Genomic DNA, 6,409 nt, shown 5'->3' on the forward strand with positions numbered 1-6,409 from the left:
AATTATAGTATATAAGACCAAATTGCTACAGAATTTAATATTTATCAAATATCCTAGAGTCAAAATTTATAAAAATTTGTATTAATTTCTACTGACTTAAAATCAAGATTAGTGCCAGTTAATTACTTATTCCCACACAAAAGACCAAATTTAATTAAGCCTCTTTCATATCCACGACTCATTAACTCTAGGGAAAGAGCAGCTTGAATTGTTGTCCAACCACTAAAGAGTAAACTAAGAAGAACTTTAGGGTCAAAAGCTGATTCAATCACTACATCCCAGAAAGGAGCAGCGGCAGTTGACCAGTCGGCAGTAGAGATATCTTGAAAACCGATATTCTGGGCGATCGCTTGATACTCTGGCAAAGAAATAACGTAAGGTAAAGCATAAACCCGATAAATATCAGCTAAGTGTCTCCGTTCATCATCGGTAAGTTGTCCATCAGAGCTATCTACTGAACGATGACACCAAGTAGCCATAATTATTTTTCCACCAGGCTTCAATACTCGATGGCATTCTTGCAAAAATTTCTGTTTATTGGGCATATGTTCTCCACTTTCGAGAGACCAAACCAAGTCATAAGACTCATCAGCAAATGGCATATCTAAGGCATCTGCCACTATAAAATTAGTCTGTTGAGTTAAGTTGGCTGACTCTGCGCGTTCCTTAGCTCTTTTAGCCTGGACAGGAGAAAGGGTAATGCCAGTAGCAGTGGCATTAAATTTTTCGGCTAAGTAGAGTGTACTACCACCAATGCCACAACCTACATCAAGGATCGAAGCGGGAGGCCACAAACTTGATGGTTCATTTGTGGCTCCCCAGTGCAGTAGTTCCTCAATCATATCTATTTGAGCTTGTCGCCTGTTTTTTTTCTGTTTACCATCTGGCCCATAGTAGCCGTGGTGCATATGTTCGCCCCATGCTTCTTCCCACAGACTAGAGGAAGCATCATAGAATTGTTGAATTTTTTCAATTAGGGTTGAGGTCATTTCAGTTATCAGTTATCAGTTAATAGTCATAATTATAGATTAATTAAGGTTCTAAATTTATGAGTTGAACTTTATACCATTTCTTTGTAAGAATTTTCCTAATATATTGTCTATCAAATCTTATTGTCCTAGATAGCTCCTGTTTATTTAAACCTCACTTTTAAGAGCGAGGTTTTTAGCTGTAAATTGATACAGAAATGGTATTACGCAAAGAAACCAAATTTATACGAGAAATTCTTGGTTTTAAAAATAGAAATCTACTCAAAAAACTGGATTTCTGGCTTCGTCTGAATAAGTTATGTTGATTTTATTAGACTTATTATATTTTGAGTAAAAATATCAGTACAAATATCAAAAATTCAAAGTTATTTTGTTTTAGCTGAAATGTGTAATAAATTCTCATTTTAGAGTAAGCATTTAGCTATTAGCATTCAGCTTTTGAAGGTAATAACTTACTAAGGTTGGCTGATAACATTTTTCGTGTCGGACTTTTAATTCTCCTTGGAGACTAATTCCTCCTGATAAGATAATGAGTTAATAACTGATAGCGGACGGTTGAATACTTACATTTTAGATAATTATTTGTGTCATTTTTGAGCAAAAATTGGTATAGCGTTTCCCAAAGTTATGAGGTACAGTTGTATTTTTGTCTTTTTGTTCCCTGTTCCCTCAAACCTAAAATTTTGTACCTCACCATTATGGTAAGCATTCAGCCGTCAGCAAGCCTCCTGCGGAGGAACTGCGTTAACAGCAAGGCTCCTCCGCAGGAGTGGAATAAAAGCTTTATTTAGACCATTTGCTTCAGGGAGCTAATTCAGCCAGAATTCAACTTACTACAAAAAAAGTCTAAAAGTTAACTCTATATTCATTTTCCTTGCAAGGTATTATTGCTGAAAGCTGAGAGCTAATAGCTGAATGCTTACCCATTATCGGAATTGCTATATTAGTTATTTTTCCTTGAACAACTAACCAAAAATATAAATATACATACTAAAAAATTGCAATGACTGTAGCTCGAACTATTTGCCAAGGTTTTATTATTGTCATTACTATTGGAACTATATTACTCATGTTACCTATCTCCATGAGTAATGGGAATTGGGGTCATCCTGTAACTGCTTTATTCACAGCAACTTCTGCTGTTTGTGTAACTGGACTGTCAGTCGTGAATGTGGGAGAATATTATTCATTTTGGGGGCAGTTTTTCCTATTATTATTAGTTCAAATTGGAGCTTTTGGTTATATGACTGCTACAACTATTCTTTTGTTGTTACTAGGTCGTAAATTTAGTCTGAGAGAAAAAGTAGCTCTTCAGCAATCTTTGGAACAGGTTGAATTAGCAGGTGTAGAGGGTTTAATTAAGTCAATTTTAGCAACAACAATTGTTTTTGAATTAACTGGGATTTTGTTATTACTATTAGTTTTTGTGCCAATTTATGGCTTTCAAGAAGGTTGTTGGTATTCTATTTTTCATAGCGTTAATGCTTTTAACAATGCTGGTTTTAGTTTGTATTCAAATGGGTTTGTTCAATATGTCAATTCTCCACTACTAAATTTTGTAATTACTGGTTTAATTATATTTGGTGGATTGGGGTATCAAGTTATTATGGAAATGTTTTTATGGCTGAAAAAACGTTGGCAAGGAACACAAACCTGTCACAGTTTTTCTCTACACTTTAAAGTGGTGACTAATACTACTATTTTTCTATTAATAGTTGGTTTAATTGCTTTTTTTATTGCCGAATTTCATAATCCTAATACTCTAGAAAGTTTAAACTTAGGGGAAAAATTAATTGCTGCTTGGTTTCAATCTGTGACTATTAGAACTGCAGGTTTTAACACTATTGATATTGGCAATTTGACTGATGCTGGTTTATTTATCACAATTGCTTTAATGTTTATTGGTGCTAGTCCGGGTAGCACTGGAGGAGGAATTAAAACTACAACTTTTAGAATATTATTTAATAGTACAAAAGCAGCTCTAGAAGGTAGGGATGAAGTGTTATGTTATCAACGTAAAATTCCAATAATAGTTATTATTAAAGCTATTGGTATAGTTTTTGCATCAACTTTATTGGTGGCTGTTGCTACTACTGTAATTGTATTTACTGACAAACAATTAGAATTAACTCAGATTTTCTTTGAGGTTGTATCTGCTTTTGCTACAGTGGGTTTATCTAAAGGTGTTACTTCTAATTTTACAATTCCTGGGCAATTAGTCTTAATTGCAACAATGTATATAGGTAGGGTAGGTGTATTATTATTGGTTTCAACTGTTTTTGCTGAAAAAAAGCTTAGTGTAGTTGAATATCCAGAGGAAAATTTATTTGTATAATCTTTAAGCATTCAGCTATTAGTATTTCCTACGGAATGCTCCGCCAACAGCTATCAGCTTTTTAATGAATGAAACAAAAATTCGCTTAACTTTTACTACATTTTCAACCAGAGAATTGAAACAGTTGTTCAAAACTTTTATTTGATTGGTAGAATCTAAAAATGTAAGTATTCAGTTAGCTTGGATTTCTTGCGGAATGCTACGCAAAAAGCTTTTAAAAGAATCAAGCAAATATTTAGTAACTTTTCATTCTCCAAGGAGAATAATTCTTACTTTGGTCTAATAATGAGTTAATGACTCATAGTTGAATGCTTACTTTAAAATAGATATTTGGAGGCAGCGTTGTCTTGGCTATTCAATCAAATATAACGCTGAATTTTTAGTGAAATTATCATCTTGGAATTTTTGGCAAAATTTGCGTCCGGAAAATAAAAAATTTGCTGTAATTGGTTTAGGCAGATTTGGTAGAGCTGTTTGTGAAACATTACATAATTTAGGTTATGAAGTATTAGCTATTGATAGAGAAGAAAAAATGGTAAATCAAGCTCTAAGCGATAAAATTTCTTATCATGCTTTTAGATTAGATTCAACAGAAATTAATGCGATTAAACAGGTTGGTATTTTAGACTTTGATACAGTAATTGTCGCAATTGGTAATTATTTGGCGGAAAGTATTACTACTACTCTTAATCTCAAAGAAGCAGGGGTAAAGTTTGTGGTAGCTAAAGCTTCTTCTAAAACTCATAAAAAACTGTTAGAAAAAGTTGGAGCAGATTATGTGGTTTTTCCTGAAAGAGAAATGGGTTTGGAATTAGCAAGATTACTAACTAAACCTAGAATAATTGAGAAATTTGACATCGACCCAGACCATAGTATCGTAGAAATTATTGTACCTGATAAATTTGATGGTAAAACTATTGCTGATTTAGAAATACGGAATAAATATGGTTTAAATTTATTGGCAGTTGGCACTCAGAGTGAAAAATTTACAATTAATCCCAAGCCAACTACAATTTTACAAAAAGGAACAGTAATAATTGTGCTAGGTTCTAATGAAGATATTAATCGTTTGCCAAAGTAAGGAAGAAGGAAAAAGGAAGTCTTTATCTTACTTGCTACTCCGATTTTTTCCGTACACAAAGAGATGATTTAGGTTAAAATATTTAGTCAACTCTCTGATTCTTCTCTTCTTGTTTAAATCAGGAAGAAGGAAGAAGTAATATCATTTCTCAAAAACTTTTCTACATTTGATTGAAGTAGGGGAGTTGGGGAGTGTAGGGACGTTTTGCTAACGCAAAGCTCCGCTAATGCTGCGCGACATGGAAAGCGGAGCATTCCGGAACGGAAAACCCATTTTTGCCTGTGCAACGTCCGTACGGGAGAAGTAAAACAACAATAATTAATGCTAAATTTCCTGAAACTAACAAAAAAGTAATTACATAATGTTTAATTACTTAATAACTGAAGTTTTGTCTAAGTATAGCATTAATACATGGGAATTGGTATAACTCTTTAGCTGACTTGCTACTGCGATTGTTTTCCGACAAATAGAGATGATTTCAGTTAAGATATTTAGTCAAATTTCTGATATTTCTCTTCTTTTTTAAATCAGGAGGAAAGAAGCAGGAAAAAGGAATAAGGAAGGACGGAAGGAGGAATAAGTCAGTCTTTAGCTAACTTGCTACTCCGATTTTTTACGACAAATAGAGATGATTTAGGTGAAGATATTTAGTCAACTTTATGATTATTATCTTCTTGTTTAAATAATGATTTTAAAGAAAAATAATTTAAGGTAATTATGGGAGAATTTTCTGGTTATCAAGAGGCAAAATTTACAACTAATTTGGTACAAAAATATGTGCCGTGGCTATATAGTTTTTGGAAGTTTGCTCGTCCACATACAATTATTGGTACAACATTAAGTGTGCTGGCTTTATATCTAATTGCTATAGGTGATCCCTCTAAGTTTTTTAATCAATCTTCTTTTATATACAGTTTAATTCTGTTATTAGTAACTTGGATAAGTTGTCTATGTGGAAATGTTTATATTGTAGGATTGAATCAGTTAGAGGATGTGGAAATAGATAAAATTAATAAACCTTATCTGCCTATAGCTGCTGGTGAATTTTCTCTGTTTTCTGGTCAAATAATTGTGGTAATAATGGGTGTTTTGGGTTTAAGTTTGGCTCTGATTGGCGGACCGTTTTTATTGGGTACAGTGGGGATAAGTTTGGCAATTGGTACAGCTTATTCTTTACCTCCTATCCGATTAAAAAGATTTCCTGTTTTGGCAGCACTATGTATTTTTATTGTGCGGGGAGTAATTGTTAATTTAGGTATATTTTTAAGCTTTGTTTGGGGATGGGAAAAATTTGATGAAGTCTCAGGAAGTTTAAATAAATGGATGGGAGATGTAGGTGACATAATTCTCCTCAAAAAAAGCTTGATAATTCCAGAAATTCCTCCGACAGTTTGGGCGCTAACTTTGTTTGTGATAGTATTTACTTTTGCTATTGCTATTTTTAAAGATATTCCAGATATTGAAGGAGACCGTCAATATAATATCAATACATTTACGATTAAGTTAGGAGTATTTGCTGTCTTTAATTTGGCAAGGTGGGTATTAACAATTTGCTATATCGGTATGATTATTTTTGGTGTAGCTTGGTCGGCAAATATTAATCTGATTTTTTTGCTAATAACTCATTTATTTGCTTTAGGGATAATGTGGTGGCGTAGTCAAAAAGTAGACCTGCAAGATAAAAAGGCGATCGCTGATTTTTATCAATTTATTTGGAAACTATTTTTCCTAGAATATCTAGTTTTTCCTATGGCTTGTCTTTTTTAAGTTAAAAGTCAAAAGTCAAAAGTTAAAAGTAAGAAAATTTATAATCTTGTCATAACTTCGGAAATTTCTGTAAGTGGAATTTCATTGAGAAATGGTATTAGGCGTTTCGCTTCGCGACATGTTTGCGCAGCATTCCGCAGGAAAACGCGTAGCGGTGCCTAGCACTATCGCCACCCAGACAGTTTATCTAAAATCTAAAAACTGTAGCGCAATAGTTAATTCAATCATTAATTAAAA

The 6,409-nt window shown here is 33.3% G+C and carries 4 protein-coding genes; 3 read left to right on the plus strand and 1 reads right to left on the minus strand.

Going from position 1 to position 6,409, the window contains the following annotated elements; genetic code table 11:
- Positions 1-122 precede the first annotated feature (122 nt).
- Positions 123-989: a methyltransferase domain-containing protein gene (locus tag AFK68_RS15645; protein WP_094673592.1), complete on the minus strand. Its 867-nt coding sequence runs from the start codon at positions 987-989 to the stop codon at positions 123-125.
- A gap of 1,003 nt (positions 990-1,992) precedes the next feature.
- Between AFK68_RS15645 and AFK68_RS15650 the strand changes: the two genes are divergently transcribed.
- The 3 genes from AFK68_RS15650 (at position 1,993) to AFK68_RS15660 (ending at position 6,172) form a co-directional block, all read left to right on the plus strand.
- Entirely contained in the window at positions 1,993-3,324 is a 1,332-nt protein-coding gene (locus AFK68_RS15650; protein ID WP_094673593.1) for a TrkH family potassium uptake protein, read from the plus strand.
- Between the two features lie 382 nt (positions 3,325-3,706).
- Positions 3,707-4,405 carry a TrkA family potassium uptake protein gene (locus AFK68_RS15655; RefSeq protein WP_094673594.1) on the plus strand — a complete coding sequence of 233 codons (699 nt, stop codon included), beginning with the start codon at positions 3,707-3,709 and terminating at the stop codon, positions 4,403-4,405.
- Between the two features lie 717 nt (positions 4,406-5,122).
- Positions 5,123-6,172, plus strand: a complete 1,050-nt coding sequence (locus AFK68_RS15660) for a homogentisate phytyltransferase (RefSeq protein WP_094673595.1) — start codon at positions 5,123-5,125, stop codon at positions 6,170-6,172.
- Positions 6,173-6,409 lie beyond the last annotated feature (237 nt).

Source organism: Hydrocoleum sp. CS-953 (assembly GCF_002260545.1).
Taxonomy (GTDB): domain Bacteria; phylum Cyanobacteriota; class Cyanobacteriia; order Cyanobacteriales; family Microcoleaceae; genus Trichodesmium.

Bases quoted from the DNA above. Each gene is read 5' to 3' on its own strand.
- AFK68_RS15645 (WP_094673592.1), bottom strand. From the start codon at position 989: ATGACCTCAACCCTAATTGAAAAAATTCAACAATTCTATGATGCTTCC.
- AFK68_RS15650 (WP_094673593.1), top strand. From the start codon at position 1,993: ATGACTGTAGCTCGAACTATTTGCCAAGGTTTTATTATTGTCATTACT.
- AFK68_RS15660 (WP_094673595.1), top strand. From the start codon at position 5,123: ATGGGAGAATTTTCTGGTTATCAAGAGGCAAAATTTACAACTAATTTG.